Origin of the sequence: Pseudoduganella lurida (genome assembly GCF_007830455.1) — a bacterium.
Classification (GTDB): domain Bacteria; phylum Pseudomonadota; class Gammaproteobacteria; order Burkholderiales; family Burkholderiaceae_D; genus Rugamonas; species Rugamonas lurida.
Window position 1 is genome coordinate 59,530 of sequence record NZ_VLLB01000006.1, and the last position, 24,325, is coordinate 83,854.

General features: G+C 66.1%; 18 protein-coding genes. 9 read left to right on the forward strand and 9 right to left on the reverse strand.

All coding sequences use genetic code 11. The annotated features are described in order from the left end of the window. Window positions 1-81: 81 nt before the first annotated feature. From deoA to xapA, 5 genes are all read right to left on the reverse strand, one after another. A complete protein-coding gene (gene deoA / locus IP91_RS17205) occupies window positions 82-1,404 on the reverse strand; it encodes a thymidine phosphorylase (RefSeq protein WP_145650327.1) in 1,323 nt (440 codons plus the stop codon). 289 nt (window positions 1,405-1,693) lie between these two features. Then, window positions 1,694-4,075 (reverse strand): aldehyde dehydrogenase family protein, encoded by a 2,382-nt coding sequence (locus IP91_RS17210; RefSeq protein ID WP_371860631.1) that lies wholly within the window; start codon window positions 4,073-4,075, stop codon window positions 1,694-1,696. 7 nt (window positions 4,076-4,082) lie between these two features. Next, entirely contained in the window at window positions 4,083-5,045 is a 963-nt protein-coding gene (deoC, locus tag IP91_RS17215) for a deoxyribose-phosphate aldolase (RefSeq protein ID WP_145650328.1), read from the reverse strand. After that, entirely contained in the window at window positions 5,042-6,235 is a 1,194-nt protein-coding gene (locus tag IP91_RS17220; protein WP_145650329.1) for a phosphopentomutase, read from the reverse strand. The genes deoC and IP91_RS17220 overlap by 4 nt, the downstream gene beginning before the upstream one ends. Before the next feature lie 45 nt (window positions 6,236-6,280). Continuing rightward, window positions 6,281-7,123, reverse strand: a complete 843-nt coding sequence (gene xapA, locus IP91_RS17225) for a xanthosine phosphorylase (protein ID WP_145650330.1) — start codon at window positions 7,121-7,123, stop codon at window positions 6,281-6,283. A gap of 262 nt (window positions 7,124-7,385) precedes the next feature. On the opposite strand from xapA, the gene IP91_RS17230 reads away from it, so the two are divergent. From IP91_RS17230 to IP91_RS17240, 3 genes are read left to right on the forward strand one after another with little or no spacing between them, the layout of a single operon-like run. Continuing rightward, complete coding sequence (locus IP91_RS17230) at window positions 7,386-8,483, forward strand: carbohydrate kinase (protein ID WP_145650331.1); 1,098 nt, start codon at window positions 7,386-7,388, stop codon at window positions 8,481-8,483. 2 nt (window positions 8,484-8,485) lie between these two features. Continuing rightward, window positions 8,486-9,406: a pseudouridine-5'-phosphate glycosidase gene (locus IP91_RS17235; protein WP_145650332.1), complete on the forward strand. Its 921-nt coding sequence runs from the start codon at window positions 8,486-8,488 to the stop codon at window positions 9,404-9,406. 17 nt (window positions 9,407-9,423) lie between these two features. Beyond that, window positions 9,424-10,329, forward strand: coding sequence for a LysR family transcriptional regulator (locus tag IP91_RS17240; protein ID WP_145650333.1), 906 nt, complete (start codon window positions 9,424-9,426; stop codon window positions 10,327-10,329). Between the two features lie 230 nt (window positions 10,330-10,559). Here the strand turns inward: IP91_RS17240 and IP91_RS17245 are convergent, their stop codons facing one another. Beyond that, window positions 10,560-12,824 carry a TonB-dependent receptor gene (locus IP91_RS17245; RefSeq protein ID WP_371860632.1) on the reverse strand — a complete coding sequence of 755 codons (2,265 nt, stop codon included), beginning with the start codon at window positions 12,822-12,824 and terminating at the stop codon, window positions 10,560-10,562. A 503-nt stretch (window positions 12,825-13,327) separates the two neighbouring features. On the opposite strand from IP91_RS17245, the gene IP91_RS17250 reads away from it, so the two are divergent. The 6 genes from IP91_RS17250 to IP91_RS17275 all read left to right on the forward strand — a co-directional run bounded on the left by IP91_RS17250 (window position 13,328) and on the right by IP91_RS17275 (window position 19,901). After that, on the forward strand, window positions 13,328-14,335 hold the full coding sequence (locus IP91_RS17250; RefSeq protein WP_145650334.1) for a BMP family lipoprotein: 1,008 nt from the start codon (window positions 13,328-13,330) through the stop codon (window positions 14,333-14,335). An 81-nt stretch (window positions 14,336-14,416) separates the two neighbouring features. Beyond that, entirely contained in the window at window positions 14,417-15,943 is a 1,527-nt protein-coding gene (locus IP91_RS17255) for an ABC transporter ATP-binding protein (protein WP_145650335.1), read from the forward strand. After that, entirely contained in the window at window positions 15,940-17,019 is a 1,080-nt protein-coding gene (locus IP91_RS17260) for an ABC transporter permease (protein WP_145650336.1), read from the forward strand. The genes IP91_RS17255 and IP91_RS17260 overlap by 4 nt, the downstream gene beginning before the upstream one ends. Then, complete coding sequence (locus IP91_RS17265) at window positions 17,016-17,987, forward strand: ABC transporter permease (RefSeq protein WP_145650337.1); 972 nt, start codon at window positions 17,016-17,018, stop codon at window positions 17,985-17,987. The genes IP91_RS17260 and IP91_RS17265 overlap by 4 nt, the downstream gene beginning before the upstream one ends. 265 nt (window positions 17,988-18,252) lie before the next feature. After that, the gene (locus IP91_RS17270) at window positions 18,253-18,981 is read left to right on the forward strand and encodes an FxDxF family PEP-CTERM protein (protein WP_145650338.1); all 729 of its coding nucleotides are present in this window, start codon (window positions 18,253-18,255) and stop codon (window positions 18,979-18,981) included. Between the two features lie 92 nt (window positions 18,982-19,073). Beyond that, a complete protein-coding gene (locus tag IP91_RS17275) occupies window positions 19,074-19,901 on the forward strand; it encodes a sterol desaturase family protein (RefSeq protein WP_145650339.1) in 828 nt (275 codons plus the stop codon). A gap of 235 nt (window positions 19,902-20,136) precedes the next feature. Here IP91_RS17275 and IP91_RS17280 read toward each other — a convergent pair whose 3' ends face one another. From IP91_RS17280 to IP91_RS17290, 3 genes are read right to left on the reverse strand one after another with little or no spacing between them, the layout of a single operon-like run. After that, window positions 20,137-21,213 carry a S1/P1 nuclease gene (locus IP91_RS17280; protein WP_307724426.1) on the reverse strand — a complete coding sequence of 359 codons (1,077 nt, stop codon included), beginning with the start codon at window positions 21,211-21,213 and terminating at the stop codon, window positions 20,137-20,139. Continuing rightward, entirely contained in the window at window positions 21,210-22,442 is a 1,233-nt protein-coding gene (locus tag IP91_RS17285; RefSeq protein ID WP_145650340.1) for a phospholipase D-like domain-containing protein, read from the reverse strand. The genes IP91_RS17280 and IP91_RS17285 overlap by 4 nt, the downstream gene beginning before the upstream one ends. Window positions 22,443-22,453: 11 nt before the next feature. Beyond that, on the reverse strand, window positions 22,454-24,136 hold the full coding sequence (locus tag IP91_RS17290) for a bifunctional metallophosphatase/5'-nucleotidase (RefSeq protein ID WP_145650341.1): 1,683 nt from the start codon (window positions 24,134-24,136) through the stop codon (window positions 22,454-22,456). Window positions 24,137-24,325 lie beyond the last annotated feature (189 nt).

Sequence of the window (24,325 nt, forward strand, 5' to 3'; positions counted from 1 at the left end):
ATCCTGATACGTCTTTCAAATATGGGGACAGACCCCATTTTCCAGGCAATGTTTCCTGAAAAATGGGGCCTGTCCCTATTTTTAGGGGCGGATGGTGCGGTAGACGATCGGGTTGGCGGCGGGCGCCGTGGCGGCGATCGTGTACGCGGCCTGCACGTCGGCGATGGCGCGCTGGGCGGCCGCTTCCGTGCGGGCGTGGACGAAGGCGAGCGGCTGGCCCGCTTCGATGCGCTGGCCCAGTTCCGCCAGCGCCGTCAGGCCCACGGCGAAGTCGATCGGATCCTGCGGACGGGTGCGGCCGCCGCCCAGCGCGACGACGGCCAGGCCGAGGGCGCGGCAGTTCGTCGTGGCGGCGTAGCCCGATTGCAGGGCCGGCACCGGCACGATGATCGGTGCCTTCTCCAGGTAGTTGTCCGGGTTCTGCATCAGGTCCGCGGGACCGCCCAGCGCGGCGACCATGCGGCCGAAGCGGTCGGCGGCTTCGCCCGAATCGAGCGAGGCCTGCAGCTTGGCGCGCGCTTCCGTTTCGTCGGCGGCCAGCTTGCCCAGCACGAGCATCTCGGCGCACAGCGCCATGTTCACTTCGTGCAGGCGCGCGGGGCGCGACTTGCCCGTCAGGTAGTCGATCGCGCAGCGCACTTCCACCGCGTTGCCGGCGGCAGGGGCCAGCGATTCGTTCATGTCCGTCAGCAGGGCCGACGTCAGCGTGCCGGCGCCATTGCCGACGGCGACGATCGATTCGGCCAGCTCCACCGATTTCTCGTAGGTCGGCATGAACGCGCCGCTGCCGGCCTTCACGTCCATCGCCAGCACATCGAGGCCGGCGGCCAGCTTCTTCGACAGGATCGAACCGGTGATCATCGCCACCGATTCCACGGTGCCCGTCACGTCGCGGATGCCGTAGAAACGCTTGTCGGCCGGCGCCAGCGACGCCGTCTGGCCGATGATGGCCACGCCCACTTCCTTGACGACCTTGCGGAACAGGTCGTTGTCCGGCACCGTCGTGTAGCCGGGGATCGAGTCGAACTTGTCCAGCGTGCCGCCCGTGTGGCCCAGGCCACGGCCCGAGATCATCGGCACGAAGCCGCCGCAGGCCGCGATCATGGGGCCCAGCAGCAGCGAGATCACGTCGCCGACGCCGCCGGTGGAGTGCTTGTCCATCACGGGACCGGGCAGGTTCAGCGATTTCCACTCCAGCACGTCGCCGGAGTCGCGCATGGCGAGCGTGAACGCCACGCGCTCGTCCATCGTCATGTCGTTGAAGTAGACAGCCATCGCGAGCGCCGCGATCTGGCCTTCGGTGGTTTCACCGGTGGGGATGCCGCGCACGAAGAAGCGGATCTCGTCGGCGGTCAGTTCGCCCTTGTCGCGTTTCTTGCGGATGATTTCCTGGGGGAGGTACATGGGTGTTCTCTTTCTTTAAACCTGGGTGGCCGCGATCTTCCCGATCGCGGGCCTGGTGATTCGGTGCGCGGATGTCGCAGACGGCAGCCGCGTCACGGGGTCTGTCCCCGGCCAGCGCTGGCACTGCCGCGGGCCTGCTGCGCCAAACAGGGGACTGACCCCGATTTTTCGCGGCAAGACAGGCACGCTGGCGAAAATCGGGGTCAGTCCCCTTGCCACTGCCAACGGCAGGCGGCAACGTCAACACTACCGGGGACAGACCCCGGCCGTTCAGCTGCTATCTGAAACCTCAAACGCCGTAAGGGATCCAGATGTTCTTCACCTGCGTGGCATGCTGCAGCACGGTGCGGCCAGCCGATTGCTGCGTGCTGAACCAGTCGCGGCCTTTCGCGCCGCCGGTCCAGGTGCGCTTCAGCGAGCCGGCCGACAGGCGCTCGACTTCGGCGCAGCCCTCAAGCGAACCGTCGTGACGCCAGACCGCATCGATCTCCGAGTGCGTGGCCAGCGTGCGCGCCAGTTCGTCCGCGCTGCCGGTGACGATGTTCACCACGCCGCCCGGCAGGTCGGAGGTGTCGAACACCTGGTACAGGTCCGTCACGGACAGCGGATACGCTTCCGACGGCACGGCCACCACGCGGTTGCCCACGGCGATCGCCGGTGCCACCAGCGAGACGAAGCCCAGCAGCGGGTTCTCGTTCGGGCAGACGATGCCGATCACGCCGACCGCCTCGTTCAGCGCGACGGCGATGCCGTGCATTGGCGGCTGGTGCGCGGCGCCGTCGTACTTGTCGGCCCAGGCGGCCCAGTAGAACAGGCGTTCGATGGAGGCCTGCACTTCCTTCTCGGCCTCGCGCGTGCCGGTCTGCGCGGCGATGCGGTCGGCGAATTCGCGGCCGCGGGCGGCCAGGTTCTCGGCGATGTAGTACAGCACCTGGGCGCGGTTGTGCGCCGTGGCCTTCGTCCAGCCGCCGGCCTTGTGCGCGGCCTCGACGGCGTTGCGGATGTCCTTGCGGCTGCCCTCGCCCACTTCGGCCAGGAAGCTGCCGTCCGCACCGTGCACGGCACGGCTGTAGGCGCCGTCCGGGCGGGCCTGCTTGCCGCCGATGTACAGCTTGGCGGTACGGTCGATGGCGAACGGATCGCCCGACGGCGCGGCGCCCTTCGCAGCCGCTTTCACGACTGCCGGCAGCGCCGGACGGGCATCCTCGCTCACCGGCACCAGGTATTCGACCAGGCCTTCGCGGCCCCCTTCGCGGCCATAGCCCGATTCCTTGTAGCCACCGAAGCCAACCGCCGCATCGAACTGGTTCGCCGTGTTGATCCACACGACGCCGGCCTTGATCTGCGGCGCCACGTCCAGCGCCAGGCTGATGTTCTCGGACCACACGCACGCGGCCAGGCCGTACACGGTGTTGTTCGCCAGCTGGACCGCTTCGGCAGGGGTACGGAAGCTCATCGCCACCAGCACCGGGCCGAAGATCTCGGCCTGCGCGACGGCGGCGGACGTCGAGGCGCCCATGATCAGCGTCGGCGGGAACCATGAACCGTCGGCCGGCAGTTCGCAGGCGGCCGGCTGGTAGATCTCGCAGCCTTCGGCACGCGCCGCTTCGACGAGGCCGTGGATGCGCTGGCGCTGGATCGGATCGACCAGCGCGCCGATGTCCATCGACTTGTCGAGCGGCGAGCCGAGACGCAGGTTGTCCATGCGCGTCTTGAGCTTCTTCAGGAAGCGCTCTTCGACGGACTCCTGCACCAGCAGGCGCGAACCGGCACAGCACACCTGGCCCTGGTTGAACCAGATCGAATCGACCAGGCCTTCGATGGCCGCATCGATGTCGGCATCCTCGAACACGATGTACGGCGACTTGCCGCCCAGTTCCAGCGACAGCTTCTTGCCGGTGCCGGCGGTGGCCTGGCGGATCAGGCGGCCCACTTCCGTCGAGCCGGTGAACGCCAGCTTGTCGATGCCGGGATGGTTGACGATCGCCTCGCCGGTGCGGCCATCGCCGGTGACGATGTTGACGACACCGGCCGGCACGCCGGCCTGCACGCAGATCTCGGCAAACAGCAAGGCGGTCAGCGGCGTGAACTCGGCCGGCTTGAAGACGACCGTATTACCGGCGGCCAGCGCCGGCGCGATCTTCCAGGACAGCATCAGCAGCGGGAAATTCCACGGCACGATCTGGCCGACGACGCCGACCGGACGGTGGTTCGGGAACTCTTCGTCCAGCAGCTGTGCCCAGCCGGCGTGGTGATAGAAGTGACGCGCCACCAGCGGCAGGTCGGCATCGCGCGTTTCGCGGATCGTCTTGCCGTTATCGAGCGTCTCCAGCACGGCGAACAGGCGCGCGTGCTTCTGCATCAGGCGCGCGATCGCGTACAGGATCCTGGCGCGGCCATGGCCACCCAGCGCGGCCCATGCCGGCTGCGCGCGACGCGCGGCGCTCACGGCGCGGTCGACATCGTCGCTTGTGGCTTGCGTCAGTTCGGCCAGCGGCTTGCCGTCGGCCGGATTGGTGGACGCGAACAGCTCGCCGGCATCGGTCCAGGCGTTGTCGATGAACAGGCCGAACGTCCGGCCGCGCCCTTCCAGCCACGCTTGTGCTTCTTTCTGGCTTTCTGGAGCGGGGCCGTATTCCATGGTGTTCAAAATCTCGTTAATGGTTGGCATAGGGTTCTCAAGGTTGCGCGTGGCGGTGGGCGGCCGAATAATTGCCGGTCACATGGTGTTCCAGCTGGCGCTCGATGTCGGTCAGCAGGCTGGATGCACCGATGCGGAACAGGTGCGGCTCCAGCCACTCGTTGCCCAGCTCCTCCTTCATCACCGTCATGTACTGCAGCGCGGCCTTGGCCGTGCCCACGCCGCCGGCCGGCTTGTAGCCGATCTGGAAACCGGTGCGCTCGTGGTATTCGCGGATCGCGCGCACCATCACGAGGGACACGGGAATCGTGGCATTCACGCCCTCTTTACCGGTGGACGTCTTGATGAAGTCCGCGCCGGCCATCATGCAGACCCACGACGCCTTCGCCACGTTTTCCAGCGTGACCAGGTCGCCCGTGGCGAGGATCGCCTTCACGTGCGCGTCGCCGCAGGCCTGGCGGTAGGCCACCATCTCGTCGTACAGCGCCTGCCAGTTCCCCGTCAGCACGTGCTGGCGGGTGATGACGATGTCGATCTCCTGCGCGCCATCGGCCACCGACAGTTCGATCTCGCGCACCTTCGTTTCCATGCTCGTCAGGCCGGCCGGGAAGCCGGTCGACACGGCAGCGATGGGCAGGCGGCCCTGCAGCACCTTGTCGGCGTGGCGGATCATCTCGTGGTAGACGCAGACGGCGCCCGTTTTCAGGTTGCGGTCCTGCAGGCCCAGTGCCTCGACCAGGTCCGTGCGCAGCGGGCGCATCGCCTTCATGCACAGGCGCTCGACGCGGCCCGGCGTATCGTCGCCGGCCAGGGTCGTCAGGTCGATCAGCTCGATGGCTTTCACCAGCCAGGCGGCCTGGTATTCCTTCTTCACCGTGCGGCGGTTGGCCAGCGAGGCGGCGCGGCGTTCGGCGGCGGACTTGTTGACGTGGATGTGGTTCAGCCAGCCCAGGTCGAGGTCGATGGCTTCGTTGCGCTTGAAGTCTGCGGGGATACTCATAACAGGTTGGTTCCGTTCGAAAGGGGTGGCACGCCGAGGTGGTGCGCGATGGTCTGGCCGATGTCGGAGAACGTCTCCGAGATGCCCAGCTCGCGGGCCTTCACGCGCGGGCCGAAGAAGATCATCGGGATGTGCTCGCGGGTGTGGTCCGAACCGGGCGACGTGGGGTCGCAGCCATGGTCGGCGGTGATCACCACCAGGTCGTCGTCGCGCAGGCGGGCGATGAATTCGGGCAGGCGCGCATCCAGTTCGTGCAGGGCCTGCGAGTAGCCGGCCACGTCGCGGCGATGGCCGAAGTGCATGTCGAAGTCGACGAAGTTCACGAACGTCAGCGACTTGTCGCCCGCCTCCTTTTCCACTTCCAGCAGGCGGTCGAACAGCGCCATGTTGTCCGGCCCTTTCACCACGCGCGACACGCCCTGGCCCGCATAGATATCGCTGATCTTGCCGAGGGCGATGACTTCGCCGCCGGCATCCTTCACGTGGTCCAGCAGGGTCGGCGCCGAGGGCGGCACGGCGTAGTCGTGGCGGTTCGCGGTGCGCTTGTAGTTGCCGTCGCTGCCCAGGAAAGGACGGGCGATCACGCGGCCGATGTTGTACGGTTTTACGAGCTCGTAGGCTTTCTCGCACATGTCGAACAGGCGATCGAGGCCGAAGGCTTCCTCGTGCGCGGCGATCTGCAGCACGGAGTCGGCCGAGGTGTACAGGATCGGCTGGCCGGTCGCGACGCTTTCGTCACCCAGCTCGGTGATGATCGTGGTGCCGGACGCGTGGCAGTTGCCCAGGAAGCCCGGCACGCCGGTCAGTTCCTGCAGCTTGTCCGTCAGCTCCTTCGGGAAGGTCGGCACCGTCTTCGGGAAGTAGCCCCAGTCGAACAGCACCGGCACGCCGGCGATTTCCCAGTGGCCGCTCTGCGTGTCCTTGCCGGTCGACTGTTCGCGCGCCGCGCCCCAGGCACCGGTAAAACCTTCGCGCTGGCCGAAGCCGGCCGCCCACTGGCCGCTGGCCGCGTGGGCCGCAGCGCCCAGGCCCAGGCTTTCCAGCGCGGGCAGCGCCATCGGCTTGCCGCTGTCGGCGGCCCACTTGGCGATGTTCCCGAAGGTGTTGGTGGCGGCGTCGCCGTACTTGCCGGCATCCGGCGTGGCGCCGAGGCCGAACGAATCGAGCAGGAGGATGAATGCGCGTGACATGATGGTCCGTAAAAGTTCAAGGGCGGCCAAGGCCGCCCGTCATTGCTAGTTCTTCGCGATGTTCTCGAAGTACGCGTGGATCAGTTTCACCAGGCTTTCCGCGCCGATGGCCGCGTATTTCAGCGTCTGCTCGTGCGACAGGGGGAACGGCGACAGGCCTTCGGCCAGGTTGGTGATCACGGACACGCCCACGACCTTCAGGCCGCAGTGACGTGCCGGCACCACTTCCGGCACCACGGACATGCCCACGACATCGGCACCCAGGCGGCCGAACGCGCGGATCTCGGCGGGCGTTTCGAAGTTCGGGCCGGCGTAGGCGATGTACACGCCTTCGTGCAGCGTGATGTTCTGGGCCGCGGCGGTGTCCTGCAGGAGTTTGCGCAGGTCCGCGTCATACGCGTTGGCCATGCTGAAGAAACGGGGGCCGAAGCGCTCGTCGTTCGGGCCGATCATCGGCGTGCCGGGCAGGAAGTTGATATGGTCGCTCAGCGCCACCAGCGAACCGGCATCGACTTCCGGCCGCAGGGAGCCGGCCGCGTTGGTCACGAACAGGAATTCGCAGCCCAGCAGCTTCAGCGTGCGCACCGCGCTCGTCATCACGCCCAGGCCGTAACCCTCGTAGAAGTGGCCGCGGCCCTTCAGGCAGACGACCGGCACACCGGCCAGCGTGCCCACCACCATCTGGCCGGCGTGGCCGTGCACGGTGCTGATCGGGAAGCCCGGCAGCTCGTCGAAGCCGATCGCGACCGAGTCCGTCATCTGTTCGGCCAGCACGCCGAGGCCGGAGCCGAGGATCAGTGCGGCGCGCGGCGCGAAGTCTGCGCCAAGCGCGGCCGACATGCGCGCACGCACGATGGCGGCGGCCTGGAAGGGGGAATTATTCGACATTGGGTTCTCTCTGGTTGGAATCGCGATGGCGGCGCCACGGAGGTGCACGCACTTTATTCGGGCGCACCGATGGCAGGCGACACTATGCACCATGCGCTATATGTATGACAAATACCATTTAACTTGGCTATTTATATTCGGGAAATATAAATAAAGACGTATTATAACGAATCCCGGTGCCCAACTCATCCATTTGACACGCAATGGACAACTGTTTAGCATGCAAGACAAAAGTTAGAATGCCTCGCTACTGACTCTCCCCATGAGCAAGAAAGAACAGCTGTACCAACTGATCCGGTCCAACCCGTTCATCTCGCAGCAGGAGATGGCGGATGCGCTCGGCCTGTCCCGGTCCGCCGTGGCGGGTCATGTGGCCAGCCTGATCCGCGAGCGCCGGTTGATGGGGCGCGCCTATGTGCTGACCGAAGAGCGCACGGTGCTGTGCATCGGCGCCGCGAACCTGGACCGCAAGCTGCGCACGCTGCAGCCGCTGCGCATGGGCACCTCGAATCCGGCCGGCGCCGAGGAAACCTATGGCGGCGTGGCCCGCAATATCGCCGAGAACCTGGCGCGGCTGGGCAGCACCTGCGCCCTGCTGACGGCGGTCGGCGACGACGCCGCCGGCCACGCGCTGCTGGGCCACGCGCAGGCCAGCGGCATCGACACGACAGGCACGCTGACACTTGCCGGCGCCGCGACCGGCACTTATACGGCGGTGCTCGATGCCGGTGGCGAAATGGTCGTGGCGCTGGCCGACATGGCGATCTGCGAGCAGCTCACGCCCGAGTACCTGGCCGGCCGCCAGCAGCGCCGCCACGGCGCCGCGCTGGTGGTGGCGGACCTGAACCTGCCGCACGACAGCGTGGCCCTGCTGCTGGCCGATGCCGCGCGCGAGGCCACGCCGCTGGTGCTGGTGGCCGTGTCGCAGCCGAAGATGGCGCGCCTGCCGCGCAGCCTGGCTGGCCTGCGCCTGCTGATCCTGAACCACGGCGAACTGGAAACCCGCGCCGGCCGCGCACTGCCCAACCAGGCCGCCATCCGCGATGCCTGCCGCGCGCTGCAGGCCGAGGGCGCGCAGGACGTGATCGTGACGGCCGGCGCCGCCGGCGTCCACCACACGGCCGGCGACGAGCTGCACTGGCTGCCCGCTCATGAGGTGAGCGTGGTCGATGTCACCGGCGCCGGCGACGCCTTTTCGGCGGCCGTGTGCTGGTCGCTGGCCCAGGGCGATACCGATCTCGCTCACGCCTGCGCACGCGGCCTGCAGGCCGCCGCCCTCACGCTGCAAAGCCCGCACACCGTCTCACCAGAACTGACTGCCGGCCTGTTCGGCCAGGCGTCCTCCACAGAACAGGAATGACCATGCAACGCTACCTCTCCTTCTCGCCCGAAGTGGCCAATGCCCGCACCGCCGGCAAGCCGATCGTCGCGCTCGAATCGACCATCATCTCGCACGGCATGCCGTATCCGCAGAACGTGGTGACGGCAAAGGAAGTCGAGCAGATCATCCGCGATGCGGGCGCCGTGCCGGCCACCATCGCCATCATCGGCGGCAAGATCTGCGTGGGCCTGACGGACGAGCAGCTGGAATTGCTGGGCAATTCGCCGGAAGCGATGAAGGTCAGCCGCCGCGACCTGGCGTATGCGCTGTCGCAGAACAAGCTGGGCGCCACCACCGTCGCCGCCACGATGATCTGCGCGCAGCTGGCCGGCATTCCCGTGTTCGTCACGGGCGGCATCGGCGGCGTGCACCGCGGCGCGGAGACGAGCTTCGACATCTCGGCCGACCTGAAGGAACTGGCGCAGACCAATGTCGCCGTCGTCTGCGCGGGCGTGAAGTCGATCCTCGATATCGGCCTGACGCTGGAATACCTGGAAACGCAGGGCGTGCCGGTGGTCGCCGTCGGCCAGGAAGGCTTCCCCGCCTTCTTCACGCGCCAGAGCGGCTTCAATGCCGACTTCCGCCTGGACACGGCGACCGAGCAGGCAGCCTTCATCCGCACCAAGTGGGCGCTGGGCCTGGACGGCGGCGTGGTGGTGGCCGCGCCGGTGCCGGAAGCCGATGCGATGCCGAAGGAGGAGATCGACGCCATCACGCTGCAGGCGCTGCAGCAAGCCGAGGAGCTTGGCGTGATGGGCAAGAAGGTCACGCCGTTCCTGCTGGCGCGCATCAAGACGCTGACGGCCGGCCGCAGCCTGGCCACCAATATCGCGCTCGTGAAGAACAATGCCCGCGTGGGCGCGGCGCTGGCCCGTGCGCTGCTGGAGTTCCCTTCCGCCTGAATCTTCGAGCCGCCATCATGTCGATCGACCTGAAGCAACTGAAGTACTTCCTGGCCGTCGCTGAAGAAAAGAGCTTCAGCCGCGCCGCCGAACGGCTGCACATCTCGCAGCCGCCGCTGTCGCAGCAGATCATGAAGCTGGAGGCGGAACTGGGCGTGAAGCTGTTTGCCCGCACCACGCGCAGCTTCGAGCTGACGGTGGCCGGCCGCGCGCTGATGAACGAGGCGGCCGACATGCTGGCGAAGATGCGCATGACGATCGACACGGTGCGCCAGATCGACCGCGGCGAAGTGGGCCGGCTGCGCGTGGGCATCGTCGGGTCGGCGATGTGGGGGCCGATCCCCAGCCTGCTGGAGGAATTCCAGGGCAAGTATCCGAAAGTGACGTGGACCATCCACGAGCTGGGACCCACCGTGCAGTACGAGGCGCTGCGCGCCAAGCAGATCGACGTGGGCTTCTGGCGCGAGCCGAAGCTCGATGCGGAGGACCTGAAAAGCGACAGCCTGCGCCAGGAACTGTGCTTCCGCGAAAACGTGTGCGTGGCCGTCAACGAGCACCATCCGCTGGCCAAGCAGGACGCCATCGAACTCGTCGACCTGGCCAACGAACCGATGCTGACGCTGGCGCTCGACAAGTCGGCCTTCCCGCGCTACCTGATCCAATGCTGCGTCAACGCGGGCTTCCAGCCGACGATCTTCCAGGAAGCCTCCGAACCGCAGACGCTGCTGGCGATGGTGGGCGCGGGACTCGGCGTGACGCTGATGCCGGAGACGACGAGCCGCATCGGCTGGCCCGGCGTGGTCTTCCTGCCGATCCGCACCAACCCGCCCTCCGCCAACCTCTACATCACCTACACCACGACGGACGACGCCCCTGTCGTGCGCGCCTTCCTCAACATCCTGCGGCCGCCCGAGCGGCAGTGATAGCCAACTACGGCTGAGGTCGTGTCCACCATGGGGTCAGACCCCGACATAGACACGGCCTCGGCAGTTCGGCCCATGCTCAGCCTGTGTCCACCTTGGGGTCAACCCCGAAATCAGACACGAACTCAGCCTTTGCATGAACGCAGGCATCCAGATCCACGAACAAATAAAGATGAGGCCGTGTCCATGTCGGGGTCAGACCCCAAGGTGGACACGAACTGGGCAGTAGCTTAGAAGTTCATCCGGAACTGCACGCCATAGGTGCGCGGTTCGTTGAGGATGCCGGTCATGTTGTTGAAGTCGATGGCGCCCACGGATTGCACTTCGTCGGTGATGTTGCGGCCGTACAGGGCCAGGTCGTATTTGCCGTCGCCCCATTTGTAGCCGGCGCGCAGGCCGCCTTCCAGCAGGTCCTTCGCCTTGTACTCCTTGGCTTCGTACAGGAAGAAGTTATACGACGAGCGGTACGACCAGTCGGTGAACGCGTAGAACTCGCCGTTCGCGACCGGGGTGCTGTATTTCAGCGTGAAGTTGTGCTGCCACTTCGGCGCGCGCGGCAGCGGATTGCCGTCGATGAGGGCGACGCGGGTGCCGCCCACGAAGGAGATCGGGTTCGTCACCGTGCAGCCGCCGCCGCAAGGCAGCACGTACAGGCTGGCGTCCTTGATCTCGGTGTCGTTGTAGCTGCTGCCGAAGGTGGCGCTCCAGTTCTGCGACAGGTTGGCCTGCACGTCCAGCTCCACGCCCTGCCCCGTGGCCTTGTCCGCGTTCAGCAGCTGGTTCATGTTGATGGTGCCGCTGCCGGCCGTCAGCTGCTTGTCCTTCACGCGGTAGTGGAACACGGTGGCGGACAGGCGCGCGCGGCGGTCGAACAGGTCCTGCTTGACGCCGATCTCGCCGGACAGCACCTTCTCGGCACCGGCCATCGACGGCAGGCTGGTCAGATCGTTCAGGCGGCCCTGCATCGACGGCGCGCGGTAGCCGGTGGCCACGCGGGCGAACACATTGGTGTCCTTGTCGACGACGTAGGTACCGGAGACATCCCAGCTCACGTTGTTCGACTCGTCATGCAGCGGCAGGTAGGTACGGCCGGTGGTCTCGATGCGCTGGGCGGCGAAGTCCTTCTTGTCGTTCGTGTAGCGCAGGCCGGCGCGCAGCTTGAGCTGATCGCTGACGGCGTAGTTGACGGAACCGAACGCCGCCCACGATTTCGAGTTCTGCGTCTGCGTGGCGTAGTTCGGCGACTGCGGATTGCCCGGTGCCAGCGAATTGAACGCGATGCTGTCGATCGTGATGTCTTCCTTGAAGTAGAACAGGCCGGCGATCCACTGCAGGCGGTCCTTCGTGTTCGACTCGGCGCGCAGCTCCTGCGAGAACTGCTTGTGGTTCGGGATCAGGTCGGCCGTCTCCACGGTGAACGGGATGAAGCCGGGGCCGTATGGGGGCGCATACACGGCACCGTAGCCGCCATCGACGTCCGCGCGGCTGTAGAAGTCCAGCTTCTCGTAGCCGGTGATCGAGTGCAGCGTGATGCCCGGCAGGTCCCAGCGCAGGCGCATGTTGCCGCCCTTGTTCTTCAAGTGCTGCTCGTTGACGCCGTCGGTCGGGTAGCTGTCGTAGTCGAAGCCGTCGACCAGGTCGTTGGTGCCCGTCTTGAGGATATTGGCGCGGAACAGCGTGGCCGTGCCGTCCATGTCGCGGCCGTGCACATTGAACAGCGCCGAGAAGTCCGCGGAAGGTTTCACCAGCACCTGCAGGCGCGCGGCATTGTCCTTGTAGCCTTCGAAGTCGCGCGTGCCGGTGGCGCGCTCGTTGTGCACGCGGTCGCCGCGGTGCTGCGACGAGCCGGAGAAGCGGATCGCCACCGTGTCGCTGACGGGGATGTTGTAGGCACCGTCGACATTGCGCACCCGGTCCTTGCCGAAGCCGGCGGCCAGGTAGCCTTCCTGCTTGAACACGGGCTTGGCGGAATCGAACTTGATCACGCCGGCCGGCGAGTTACGGCCGAACAGCGTGCCCTGCGGGCCGCGCAGCACTTCCATCTGGTCCACGTCGAACACGGGGAAGCCCTTGAGCATGGGGTTTTCCTGCACGATGTCATCCATCACCAGGCCGACCGGCTGCGAGGCGTTCAGGTCGAAGTCGGTATTGCCCAGGCCGCGGATATAGAAGCGCGGGAAGGTGCGGCCGTAGTCCGACTCGATGCTGACGGACGGCGTGCGGCCGGACAGGAAGCGGATGTCCTGGCCGCCGGAAGTCAGCACATCGAGCTTTTCGCCGCGCACGGTGGCGATCGACATCGGCACGTCCTTGATGTTTTCCGCGCGGCGCTGCGCCGTCACGATCACCGTTTCCAGCTGTCCGGCCCCGGCTTTCTCGGCCACGGCTTCCGCCGGCTGGGCCTCGGTAACGGCCTGTGCCCACACGGACGGGAAAGCGGCAGCGATGGCCAGCGCCATCACGGAACGGGGAACGAAACGACGGATTGCCATCATGGAACAACTCCTCATTGTGAGATCCAACATATTTGCAAAAGAGAAATAAGGAGCGATGCTAGCACGGCGCGGCGCTACCGGAAATCGTCATCGACGCCCATTATTTCAGAGCTTTTGCATATAAATCATCAACAAAAAAGGTATTGGTCTGATGGAATGGCGATGATGCATAGTAATCCGCCACTGCAGCCCGCCTGGCGGGCCGCTCCAGAGGGAGGCCGTGTTACGGCGCAGCCTTCACGGCTGCCGAGTGGGACGAAAACAACGGCGATCGCCCGGCCGGGTGGCAGCCAAGACATGTTGTGCAAATACTACAGGCCGATGACAAGTCGGCTTCATGGATGAAACTGCCGGTCAAAAAAATGCCGGCCGCAAAAAATGGGAGCCTGTCGCACGTGCCGAGCATCGCCTCTAATTCCCGCGCTTTCCCGCCTGCAAGCTCATGCGAGTTACTTGTTTTGCTCGCAAAAACTATACAATAGCGAACTTCCAGGAGTCTTTTCATGCAAATCAAACAACTTTCCACGATGATCGCTGCAGTTGCGGTCTCGGCCGGCGCACTGGCGGCCCCGGCCCCTGCGGCACTGAAACTGGGCGTCGTGTATGACGCCGGCGGCAAGTTCGACAAGTCGTTCAACCAGTCGGCCTTCGAAGGCGCCTCGCGCTTCAAGAAGGATACGGGCATCAACTTCATCGAAGTGCAGGCTTCGTCGGACACCCAGGCCGAGCAGGTGCTGCGCGGCCTGGCCCGCAAGAAGCTCGACCTGATCGCCTCCATCGGCTTCGCGCAGACCCAGGCCGTGGCCAAGGTCGCGAAGGAGTTCCCGAACGTGCGCTTCGTGCTGATCGACGGCGTAGCCGCGGGGAACAACGTCAATTCCGTGACGTTCAAGGAAGAAGAAGGTTCCTACCTGGCCGGCGTGGCCGCCGCGATGGCGACCAAGTCGAAGAAGCTGGGCTTCATCGGCGGCATCGACATTCCGCTGATCCGCACGTTCGGCTGCGGCTACGCGCAGGGCGCGAAATCCGTCGACAAGAACATGACGATCGTGCAGAACATGGTCGGCACCACCTCGGCCGCCTGGAACGACCCGGCCAAGGGCGGCGAACTGGCCCGTTCGCAGTTCGAACGCGGCGTGGACGTCGTGTTCGCCGTGGCCGGCGGTTCGGGCATGGGCACGCTGCAGATGGCCAAGGAAAAGGGCAAGCTGGCGATCGGCGTCGATTCGAACCAGAACCACCTGTACCCGGGCACGATGCTGACCTCGATGGTCAAGCGCGTGGACAATGCCGTGTACGACAGCTTCATGCAGATGAAGAACGGCACCTGGAAGGCCGGCATCACGGCCAAGGGCATCAAGGAAGGCGGCGTGGACTGGGCGCTGGACGCCAACAACCGCAAGCTGATCACGCCGGAGATCGAGAAGAAGGTGCTGGGCGTCCGCAAGGACATCATCGACGGCAAGACGAAGGTCATCGACATCCGTTCGGGCGCTGCCTGCCCGGCCTGATTTTTCCGACCCACAACGACAAACGCGCCGCCGGGGCCTCCCCCGCGGCGCGTTTTTCAGTACATGTCACACTACCATTCTATGCAGCCAGCAGTTGAATTCCGCGGCATCTCGAAGCATTTCGGGGCCGTGAAGGCGAATACGGACGTCAGCTTCACGATCGCCAAGGGCGCCATCCACGGCCTCGTGGGCGAGAACGGCGCCGGCAAGTCCACGCTGATGAGCATCCTGTACGGCTACTACCAGGCCGACAGCGGCGCCATCGTGCTCGATGGCCAGGAGCGCCACATCCGCTCCAGCCAGGAAGCGATCCGCCTGGGCATCGGCATGGTGCACCAGCACTTCATGCTGGTCGAAAACATGACGGTGCTCGACAACGTGATGCTGGGCACCGAAGGCGGCTTCCGCCTGGCCAGCCACCGCGCCGAGGCCGAAGCGAAGCTGCGCGAGATCTGCGCGCGCTACCGCCTGGACGTCGATCCGCTGGCCACCATCCACGACCTGTCCGTGGGCGCGCAGCAGCGCGTGGAGATCCTCAAGCAGATCTACCGCAGCGCCAGCATCCTCATCCTGGACGAGCCGACCGCCGTGCTGACGGCGCAGGAAACCGCATCGCTGTTCGAAATCCTGAAGCTGTTCAAGGAACAGGGCAAGACCATCATCCTCATCACGCACAAGCTGCAGGAGATCATGGACATCACCGACACGGTGACGGTCATGCGCGCCGGCCGCGTGGTGGGCGCCGTGCAGACGGCGCAGACGTCGAAGGCGGAACTGGCCAACATGATGGTCGGCCGCCCGATCGAGAACAACCTGCCCCGCGCACCCTACAACCCGGGCAAGCCGGTGCTGGAAGTGCGCGGCCTGGGCCTGAAGGACGGCGCCGGCGTGAACCTGCTGGAAGACATCGGCTTCACCCTGCGCGCCGGCGAGATCGTCGCCATCGCCGGCGTGTCCGGCAATGGCCAGAGCGAGCTGATGGAAATCCTGTCCGGCATGCGCCTGCCGACGGCCGGCGAGGCCGACTTCGAAGGCGCCGCCCTGCCCTACCGCCGGCATGACGCCGATGGCCTGCCGCTGGTGTTCCGCCACCTGGGCATCGCGCACGTGCCGGAAGACCGGCTGCGCGACGGCGTGGTGAAGAACTTCTCCGTCATGCACAACACCTTCCTCGGCTACCAGGACCATGTCAAAGGCCGCTGGGGCCTGATCGACTTCAAGGGGATCGCCGCGCGCTGCGCCGGCCTGCTCAAGGAGTTCGACGTGCGTCCGCCGAACCCGGACCTGCGCATCGGCCTGCTCTCCGGCGGGAACCAGCAGAAGGTCGTCATTGCCCGCGAGGTGCTGGCGAAACCGAAGCTGATGCTGGTCGGCCAGCCCACCCGCGGCGTGGACATCGGCACCATCGAGGCGATCCACACCCAGCTGCTGGCGCTGCGCGATGCCGGCGTGGCGATCCTGCTCGTCTCCGTCGAGCTGGAAGAAGTGCGCGCACTGGCCGACCGCATCCTCGTGATGTGCGGCGGCCGTATCACCGGCGAACTGCCGATCAATGAATTCGACACCACCCGCATCGGCCTGCTGATGGGCGGGACCCACACCTCATGAACAACGATCTTCCCCGCTGGGCCACTGCCGTCGCCTTGCCTCTCCTTAACCTGCTATCCGCGCTGCTGGTGGCCGCGCTCGTGATCCACCTGCTGGGCGAGGATCCCGTCGAGTCGATGCAGATCCTGATCAACAGCGCCATCGTCAATCCGGAAGGCCTGTCGTACACGCTGTTCTATGCATCGACCTTCATCTTCACCGGCCTGGCCGTGTCGATCGCCATGCAGGCGGGCCTGTTCAACATCGGCGCCGAAGGCCAGATGTATGTCGGCGGCCTCGGGCTCACCTGGGCGATGCTGGCGTTCGACGCATCGCTGCCGTGGTACCTGCTGATCCCCGCCGGCATGCTGGGCGCCGCGCTGTTCGGCGCGCTGTGGGCCTTCATTCCGGGCTACCTGCAGGCGAAACGGGGCAGCCACATCGTCGTCACGACGATCATGTTCAACTTCATCGCCGCCTCGCTGATGAACTTCGTGATCGTCAAGTACCTGATCCCGCCGGGCGAGCAGAACACCGCCAGCCGCGTGTTCTCGGCCGCGGCCGAAATGCCCCGGCTGTCCGACTGGCTGCCGGTGCTGGGCGACACGCCGCTCAACATCAGCTTCTTCATCGCCATCGTCGCGCTGGCGATCTATGGCCTGATGGTGTGGCGTTCGTCGTGGGGCTACAAGCTGCGCGCCACGGGCCTGAACAAGCATGCCGCCCACTACGCGGGCGTGAAGATCTCGAAGATGATCATCGTGACGATGCTGATCTCGGGCGCGCTGGCGGGACTGGGCTCGGTGAACTCCATCATGGGCTCGACGCACTACCTGTCGCTGAACTTCGTGGGCGGCGCCGGGTTTGTCGGCATCGCCATCGCGCTGATGGGCCGCCAGCACCCGATCGGCATCTTCCTGTCGGCCGTGCTGTTCGGCGCGCTGATCCAGGGCGGCTTCGACCTGTCGCTGGAAAAACCGAACATCCCCACCGAAACCTTCATCTTCATCCAGGGCCTGATCATCCTGTTCTGCGGCGCCATGGAATACCTGTACGCGCCCGTGCTGATGAAACTCATCAAAGGGAAACAAGCATGACCTTCGAAGACCTGCACCTGGGCAGTATCGTCGTCTCCACCGTGCGCAATGCGCCGGTGCTGATCTTTGCCGCGATGGCCGGCCTGTTCGCGGAACGCTCCGGCGTGATCGACATCGGCCTGGAAGGCAAGATCCTCGCCTCCGCCTTCGTCTCGGCCGCCGTGGCCTTCACCACGCAGAATCCCTGGTACGGCATCCTGGCCGGCATGGCCGTGTCGATCGCGCTGGCCACGCTGCAGGGCTACGTGGCCGTCACGCAGAAGGGCAACCAGCTCGTGGCCGGCATCGCCATCAATATCGCCATGAGCGGGCTGACGTTCGTGGTGGCGCAGTACTTCTTCCAGCAGGGCGGCCGCACGCCGGACCTGGGCGAGGCGCGCCTGTTCGACGTGGTGCTGCCCGGCAGCGCCGCGGTGGCGGACGTGCCGGTGCTCGGCTGGATCTGGACCAAGCTGCTGGGCGGCCATTCGGTGCTGGTGTACCTGGCGTTCGCGCTGGTGCCGCTGGTGCACTGGGTGCTGTACCACACGCGCTTCGGCCTGCGCCTGCGTGCCTGCGGCGAGAACCCGCATGCGGCCGATGCGGCCGGCGTCTCCGTCGCCTGGACCCGTTATTCGGCGATGCTGATCGCCGGCATGCTGTGCTCGTTCTCTGGCGCCTACCTGGCCATCGTGCAGAGCGGCTTCTTCCTGCGCGACATGTCGGCCGGTGCCGGCTACCTGGCGCTGACCGCCATGGTGTTCGGTAACTGGCGCCCCGCGTACACCTTCCTGGGCTGCCTGATGTTCGGCTTCTTCGGCGCCGTGCAGATCCAGCTGGAAGGCGTGGACCTGCCGGTGGTGGGCCGCATCCCGGGCGCCCTGATCCAGATGGTGCCGTATGTCGTGACGGTGATCGTGCTGGCCGGCCTGATGGCGAAATCGGTGGCGCCGAAAGCGATCGGCGTGCCGTTCGTGAAGTCGCGCTAGAGCCTTCGTCCCCACCCCAGGGGCAGTGCCGGGCAACGGCGCTGCCCCTTTTTTACAACAGTTGCCAAAGAAGAATTAGCATTGTCATCAGGATATTCGCTACGCCGTCGGAATTGTCTGATACAATTCTGTTACGCAATGACTTTTCCCTTATTTCAATAAAGTCATCTGACCGGCCCGACATCATCTCCGTCGCGCTGGCACAGTCGGCCCAAACATTGCCGGCAGTTTTTACCCAACTACTGACAATTTTCTGGAGCCTTTCATGCGCCTTGCTTCCGCACTGCTGTCCCTCGCCTTCTTTGCCGCCGGCCTCGCCAGCGCCTCCACCAACCTGGTGACCAATGGCGGTTTCGAATCGACCACCAACGGCAGCAACCTGCAGCTCGATAACAAGACCGGCCGCACCGACCGCACCACGCTGACGGGCTGGACCAGCAGCAACGGCAACGACGGCGGCTTCAACTTCGTGCTGGACAGCAAAATCATGACGACCTGGGATTCCGTGAAATGGCTCAAGGGCCAGAACAACGGTTTCGCCAACTCCGCCAATGGCGGCAATGTGTTCGCATCGGACGCCGTGTACTGGCCGGGCACACTGTCGCAGACGGTCAGCGGCCTGACCGCCGGTAACGCCTACACGCTGTCGTTCGACTACGCGCTGGCGCAGCAGGTGGGCTTCGACGGCGCCAATGCCGACAACTACTGGCACGTGGGCTTCGGCAGCGCCACGCAGGACAGCAAGGCGCTGAGCATCGCCAACGGCGGCTTCAGCGGCTGGCAGACGGCCACCATGACCTTCACCGCCACCAGCGCCAGCGAAGTGCTGTCCTTCCTGGCCAAGGGCACCGCGCCGGGCGCACCGCCGTTCCTGCTGCTGGACGGCGTGTCGCTGGTGTCGGCCGTGCCGGAACCGACGACGTGGGCCATGCTGCTGGGCGGCCTGGGCCTGGTTGGCTTCGCCGCGCGCCGCCGCGCCGCCAGGCAGGCCTGATCGCTTCCGACAGCGATCGCTTCGATCCCATGGCAGGTACCGTTCGCGGTGCCTGCCATTCGTGCGTTGTGCTTTCACGTTGAACCCACGCCATGCCCTTCTCCTTCAATGAATTCGCCGGCACCGTGCTGCGCCTGTTCGCCTGGCTGGTGCTGCTGACGCTCCTGTTCGTGCCGCTGGAACGGTGGTTCGGTGCGCAGCATGCAGCACGCCCGCGCCGCGAGGTGCTGCACAACCTCGCCTGGTACGTCATCAGCAGCCTGGTGCCGGTCGTGCTGCTGAGCGCTCCGCTGGCGCTGCTGGCCGTCGCCGCGCAGCACCTCGTGCCGGCGGCGCTGACCTCGTGGCTGCAGGCGCTGCCCGGCGCCGCGCGCATCGCGCTGGCCTTCGTCATCGGCGAGATCGGCTTCTACTGGGGCCACCGCCTGAGCCACGAGCTGCCATGGCTGTGGCGCTTCCACGCGCTGCACCACAGCACCGAGCACCTGCACTTCATGGCCAACACGCGCACGCATCCGGTGGACATGGTGGTCACGCGCCTCTGTGGCTTGCTGCCTCTCTATCTTCTCGGCCTGGCCGGCCCCAGCGTGGCGGGCACCGCCGCGCCGGCACTGCTGCTGGTGCTGGGCACGCTGTGGGGCTTCTTCATCCATTCGAACGTGCGCTGGCGTCTTGGGCCGCTGGAATGGCTGGTGACGACGCCGGCATTCCATCACTGGCACCACACGCGCAACGACCATATCAACCGCAACTACGCGTCCACGCTGCCGGTGCTGGACCGGCTGTTCGGCACGCACTACCTGCCGCGGCACTGGCCGGCACGGTACGGCACGGATACGCGGGTGGGCGACACGCTGGGCGCGCAGCTCATCGATCCGCTGCTGGGGAAGAAGAGGAAGAAGACAGCCGGGGTGGGATGACTGCCCTGGCCGATACCGGCAACGGTCGATGTCGCGGAGAGTGCCCGCGTCACGGGGTCTGGCACCGCTGGACGGGGACTTGCAGATGCAGTGTTGACGCGGGCTGCGGTGCCTGACCCCAGCCGTGGCGACATGCTGGCCAAAGGCTGGGGTCAGGCACCGCAGCACACGCCATCAGTGCTGCCAACCGCTCCACTGACGGTGCCAGACCCCGGACCGCGGGCCGTGATGCCCGTTACGACCAGATCGCCTTCAGCAGCTCGGCGAGCCGGTAGCCGCCCTTGATCAGCTGTTCGCGCGCGATCGCGGAGGATGGCACGGCGTAGTCGTCCGGCACCGTCAGCGCCCACGTCTTGTAGGTTTCGCCCGTGCTCTTGCTGGTCTGCGTGCTGGCGGCGCCCAGCTTCACGTCCTTGTGCGCGACCTGCGACACGGCCAGCGTATCGTCGGCCCACTGGTAGGGCCAGGTCAGCACATCGCCCTGCGACTTCGCCACCAGCGGCTTCGTGTCGATCGCATACTGCGCGAACTGCTCCGGCGTGCGCGTGTTCGAGCGGCGCATCGCGTACGTCACCACCGTGCTGTCCCAGTACGAGTGGAACGGCCGCGTGGTGCGCGGCTTGTCGCCCGCGGCGGCCTTGGCCACATCCGGCAGCGGCGGAATCAGCTTGTCGCCGCTGGAAGAAGTACTGGCTTCATCGAGCAGCAGGTTGTTGCCGCCGCGCGGATCGAACACGTTGACGCTGTCGATCTCGGCCTGCGTCTTCGGCACCACGAACTTGCCGTCCTTGCCCACGAACCCGGCGCCCACGTGCAGCGGTTGCACGATGTCGCCGCACAGGTGCACCACCAGCAGCAGCGCCTGGCGCTTGGTCAGCTTGTGGGGATTGGTGGCCGGCGTGTCCTTCCCCTGCAGGACGGTGATGGCCCCCTTCAGGCTCTGCACGATGTCGACCTCGGACGTGCCGGCACCATGGTCATGGTAAGCGCTCAGCTGGAACGGCACGTCGGTGTAGTGGTACTCGGCGTGCTTCGGATTGCCGGCCACGTAGTCGACCATCTCCTGCGTCTGCGGACCGCACCAGTCGCCCTTCACGCAGTCGGCCCAGACGGCGATCGATTCCAGCGTTTCGCCCGGCAGCAGCAGCGCATTGACCTGCCCTTCGGCCACGCTGCCCTTCAGCAGCTTGGCGGCAATGGCACCGACAACCCGGTGGCCTTCATAACCCCAGGCATGGGCGGCGGACGGCGCGACGGCGGCAAAGGCGCCGGCCAGCGCCACGATGGACGCGAGACGTTTCAGGGATTTCATTCTTCGGCCCCTTTCTGTGGCTTCGGATACTGCTTGTTGATGTCCAGCGGCTGCGCGTATGGCGAGCTCCAGATCTGTTCATGCACGGCCGCGACGCGCGCCGCCATCGCCTCGTTGCGCAGCACGATCTCCAGGTTGCGCGACAGGTCGAAGTAGCCGCCGGCCCAGTTGCTGGTGCCGACCCAGGCGAGCTTGCCGTCGATCGTCATCGTCTTGCTGTGGATGACGCGGGCGAACGGAATGAAGCCGGTGGACGCCTTCGGCAGGGTGACGATGCGGATCTCCACGTTCGGCAGCACGGCCAGGCTTTTCAGGTAGGGCAGCGCCGGCGATTCGAGATTCCAGTTGGAGACCATCAGCTTGATCTTCACGCCGCGGTTGGCGGCGCTGCGCACGGCATTGTCGACCACGGCGTAATACGGCCGCGTGCCTTTCGGGCCGTACGACAGCGGCGCATAGTCGAGCAGCTGCACGCGCACTTCGTTCTTCGCCTCGGCCAGCAGCAGCGGCAGGCCCGCTTCCGAGTCGCCGACACCGGGCGGGTTGTACGCCGCCGGGCTGGCCAGCAGGTACGCCGGCCGTGCCAGTTCGGCCAGCGCGGCGGCACCGCCAGTGGCCTTCTCCTGCAGGTGCGCCACATTGGCGCCCCGCGCCAGCTGTGCCTGGGCGGCCCAGTCCTGCTCGAAGATCGCCTTCACCTGGCCGACCACGGTGGCGTCATCGACCAGCAGTCCCGTCTCGTGGATGTGCGTGAACGAGCGCCAGTCGAAGTTCTGGCTGCCGACGAAGGCGCGCCGGCCATCGACGACGACATACTTCGCATGGATGATGCCGTTGCCCGTGAGCTGGCTGTAGTCGAGGATGCGCAGCTCCAGGTTCGGGATGGCGCGCAGCCGGTCCAGCGTGGCCGCATCGGACAGGCCGATGCCCTTCCTGTCGAGCAGGAAGCGGATCTTCACGCCGCGCTGGCCCGCCGCGGCAAGGCGCGCGATCACCTTCTCGAACGGCGCGCCCGGCTGGTTCACGGCATAGAACTGGCCGATCGCGATATCGCCCTTGGCGTTGTCGAACAGCTCGCACCACACGGTGACGGGGTCGCGCAGGTCGGCGTTCTTCAAGGTCGTTTCGACGGGCGCGGTCTGCACCAGTTCGAAGCCGGGAATGCGGAAGTCGGCTTGCGCGGTGCCGAAGGAAGTGGCCAGCAGGCCGGCCAGGAAAATGCGTCGCATGGATGTCGTCCTCATTGCACGTGCCCGATGCGGGGCTGGCCCGCCACCAGGCCGGCCGGTTTCAGGTCCTGCTCGCGGCGCTGCAGGTACTTGACCAGCGCATCCACGTCGCGGATGCCCGTCTGGACCCGGTTGGTGCCCTGGGCGAAGACGGGGAATGCGTCGCCGCCATCGGCCAGGAACGAGGCGGCCACGATGCGGTAGGAGGCATCATCGGCCACCGGCCGGCCGTTCAGCAGCATGCCGGACACGCGCTTGCCCTGCGGCTGGCGCAGGTCGTAGCGGTACGTGAAACCTTCCGAGACCTGCAGCAGGCCGCGGGTTTCCACCTTGTCGCCCACCCACTGGCCTTCCAGCAGCGCGCGCAGCTGCGCGCCCGTCAGGTTCATCACCACCAGCGTGTTCCCGAACGGGAGCACGGCCTGCACCTGGCCCTTGCTGGTGACGTTGCCGGCACCGGCCTCCAGGTTCTGGCGGATGCCGCCCGTGTTCATGAACGCGATCTGTGCGCCAAACGGGCGGCCGCCGGCCAGCGTGGCATCGGCCACCAGGTTGCCGAGCGGGGATTCGTCCTTGCCATCGCGCTCGCGCGTGACGAGCGGCACGGCCAGCTTTGCCACTGGCTTGTTCAGCTCGCGGTTGCTGCGCTCCCGCAGCGCTGCCAGGTAGGCGGCCGCTTTCGGCTCGGCCGGGAATGTGCCCTGCTCGATGACGACGTTGCGGGCATTGATGTCGACCACGCCGCCGGTGGCCTTGTCCACCACCAGTTTGATGCGCGACATCATGTGCCCGCCCATCTGCGCCTGCGTGACCAGCTTGCCGTCCACCTTGCACAGGTAGCCCTTGTGCGAATGGCCGCTGATGACGAGCTTGATCGCCGGGTCGAAGCGTTTTACCACCGGGACGATGTCGCCTTCCAGGTCGTCGCAATACTGGCGGTCGTAGTCGGAGGCGGTGCGGCCACCCTGGTGGATCAGCACGACGAAGGTGTTCACGCCCTGCGCGCGCAGCTCGGGCAGCAGGCGGTTCACGGCATCGGCCTCGTCGACGAACTGCAGGCCGGCGATGCCGCTGGCCGCCACCACTTCCGCCGTTTCCTTCAGCACGGTGCCGATGAAGGCGATCTTCACGCCCTTCGCTTCGAGCACGCGGTAGGCCGGCAGGATCGTCTTGCGCGTGCTGGCATCGATGACGTTGGCGGCCAGGTAGCCGAACTGCGCGCCGCCGTACCGGAGTTCGTACTGGCAGGCCTTCTCGGGCCGCGGCGAGTGGCAGCCGCCCTTCTGCTGGCGCAGCAGTTCGTTGCGGCCCTGGTCGAATTCATGGTTGCCGACCGAGGTGACGGTCAGGCCCAGCATGCCGAGCGCCGTGAGCGTGGGCTCGTCCGCCCACATCGCCGACAGCGCGGGGCTGGCGCCGACCATGTCGCCGGCACCGACCAGCAGCAGGTCCCTATCCTCGGCGCGCCACTGCTGCAGCGCGCCGGCCACGGTGTCGATGCCGCCGGCCATGACGGTGCGCGGCGTCGTGTCGCCGGTGCTCGTGTACGTGAACTTGGTGGCTTCCAGGTTGCCGTGCAGGTCGTTCAGGGCAACCAGGTTGATTTCGGTATTCGGGGATGGCGGCGGGGTCGCGCAGCCGGCAAGCGCCAGTGCCACGGCAGCGGCCAGCGGGAGGGAGTGCAGATTTTTCATGAGGTGAGGATGAAACGTGACCACGTATTGTACAGGCGGACGCCGGGCGAAAACAGCGCAGGCAGGCCGTGGAAACCTTCCGTTACAGAGCCGTTCCGGCAGGCGCCCGACATGAAAAAAGGCCGGCGTTTGACGGCCGAGATGAAAAAAGGCCGGCGTTTGACGGCCGGCCTTGCAGTGCAGACTTGA

Bases quoted from the DNA above. Each gene is read 5' to 3' on its own strand.
- IP91_RS17290 (WP_145650341.1), bottom strand. From the start codon at position 24,136: ATGAAAAATCTGCACTCCCTCCCGCTGGCCGCTGCCGTGGCACTGGCG.
- IP91_RS17240 (WP_145650333.1), top strand. From the start codon at position 9,424: ATGTCGATCGACCTGAAGCAACTGAAGTACTTCCTGGCCGTCGCTGAA.
- xapA (WP_145650330.1), bottom strand. From the start codon at position 7,123: ATGTCGAATAATTCCCCCTTCCAGGCCGCCGCCATCGTGCGTGCGCGC.
- IP91_RS17250 (WP_145650334.1), top strand. From the start codon at position 13,328: ATGCAAATCAAACAACTTTCCACGATGATCGCTGCAGTTGCGGTCTCG.
- IP91_RS17260 (WP_145650336.1), top strand. From the start codon at position 15,940: ATGAACAACGATCTTCCCCGCTGGGCCACTGCCGTCGCCTTGCCTCTC.
- IP91_RS17275 (WP_145650339.1), top strand. From the start codon at position 19,074: ATGCCCTTCTCCTTCAATGAATTCGCCGGCACCGTGCTGCGCCTGTTC.
- IP91_RS17255 (WP_145650335.1), top strand. From the start codon at position 14,417: ATGCAGCCAGCAGTTGAATTCCGCGGCATCTCGAAGCATTTCGGGGCC.
- IP91_RS17235 (WP_145650332.1), top strand. From the start codon at position 8,486: ATGCAACGCTACCTCTCCTTCTCGCCCGAAGTGGCCAATGCCCGCACC.
- IP91_RS17245 (WP_371860632.1), bottom strand. From the start codon at position 12,824: ATGATGGCAATCCGTCGTTTCGTTCCCCGTTCCGTGATGGCGCTGGCC.
- IP91_RS17285 (WP_145650340.1), bottom strand. From the start codon at position 22,442: ATGCGACGCATTTTCCTGGCCGGCCTGCTGGCCACTTCCTTCGGCACC.
- IP91_RS17210 (WP_371860631.1), bottom strand. From the start codon at position 4,075: ATGCCAACCATTAACGAGATTTTGAACACCATGGAATACGGCCCCGCT.
- IP91_RS17220 (WP_145650329.1), bottom strand. From the start codon at position 6,235: ATGTCACGCGCATTCATCCTCCTGCTCGATTCGTTCGGCCTCGGCGCC.
- deoC (WP_145650328.1), bottom strand. From the start codon at position 5,045: ATGAGTATCCCCGCAGACTTCAAGCGCAACGAAGCCATCGACCTCGAC.
- IP91_RS17270 (WP_145650338.1), top strand. From the start codon at position 18,253: ATGCGCCTTGCTTCCGCACTGCTGTCCCTCGCCTTCTTTGCCGCCGGC.
- IP91_RS17280 (WP_307724426.1), bottom strand. From the start codon at position 21,213: ATGAAATCCCTGAAACGTCTCGCGTCCATCGTGGCGCTGGCCGGCGCC.
- deoA (WP_145650327.1), bottom strand. From the start codon at position 1,404: ATGTACCTCCCCCAGGAAATCATCCGCAAGAAACGCGACAAGGGCGAA.
- IP91_RS17230 (WP_145650331.1), top strand. From the start codon at position 7,386: ATGAGCAAGAAAGAACAGCTGTACCAACTGATCCGGTCCAACCCGTTC.
- IP91_RS17265 (WP_145650337.1), top strand. From the start codon at position 17,016: ATGACCTTCGAAGACCTGCACCTGGGCAGTATCGTCGTCTCCACCGTG.